The organism is Streptomyces lushanensis (genome assembly GCF_001700515.1).
Taxonomy (GTDB): Bacteria; Actinomycetota; Actinomycetes; order Streptomycetales; family Streptomycetaceae; genus Streptomyces; species Streptomyces lushanensis.
Genome location: NZ_MAUD01000696.1, coordinates 1 through 933, shown reverse-complemented (window position 1 = coordinate 933; position 933 = coordinate 1). Strand labels below are relative to the sequence as shown.

Here is a 933-nt window from a genome sequence, read left to right as displayed (position 1 = left end):
CGCCGCCTTCGCCTTCGTGGCGTACATGTCCACGTATTCCTGTCCCGACAGCTGCATGACCTCGGCCATCACCGAGTCCGTCACCGCCCGCAGCACATAGCGGTCGCGGTCCATGCCCTCGTAGCGCGAGAACTCCATCGGCTTGCCGAAGCGCACCGTCACCTTGCCCGTGCGCGGCATGCCCGTGCCGTTCGGCTGGAGCTTGTCCGTACCGATCATCGCGAAGGGCACCACCGGCGCGCCCGTCATCAGCGTCAGCCGCGCGATGCCCGTACGGCCCCGGTAGAGCCGGCCGTCGGGAGAGCGGGTGCCCTCGGGATAGATACCGAAGACATTGCCCTCCTCCAGCACCCGACGGCCCGTCATCAGCGCCGCCACACCGCCGCGCGCACCGTCGCGGTCCACCGGGATCATGCCCACACCGGTGAAGAACCAGGCCATCATCCGCCCCTTGAGACCCTTGCCCGTGACGTACTCGTCCTTGCCGATGAAGAAGACCTGACGGTCGCAGACCAGCGGCAGGATCATCGAGTCGATGAAGGTCAGATGGTTGCCGGCGAGGATCACCGGCCCGCTCCCCGGAATGTTCTCGGCGCCCTCCACACGGGTGCGGAACATCAGGCGCATGATCGGTCCGAGCGCTGCCTTGATGAGCGCGAAGCGGGACAACGGTTCCTCCGGTGGCGAGGGACGGTGGTGGACGGAGGCGAACATCTCCGCAGGTGAGCACGTTACTCGCGGCTCACGGGGTTCGCACATCGGGTTCACTGGCTGGATACGCAGTGTTGACGTGTGTTTCCGTCACGTTCGTCCAAGGTCTCCCACGCGGAACACGTCGCCGCCTACGCTCAGCCTCGCTTTGACAGGCACAGAACACCACAACAAGGAGCGTTCATGACACAGGGTGCGCGCAACACGCCCGGCAGGCGGACC

At 66.0% G+C, this 933-nt stretch carries 1 protein-coding gene; it reads right to left on the bottom strand.

Features of this window, described 5'->3' with window-relative positions:
* Window positions 1-714, bottom strand: a 714-nt coding sequence (locus BFF77_RS32470) for a lysophospholipid acyltransferase family protein (protein ID WP_066957150.1), incomplete at its 3' end; no start/stop codon positions are given.
* Window positions 715-933: the final 219 nt, after the last annotated feature.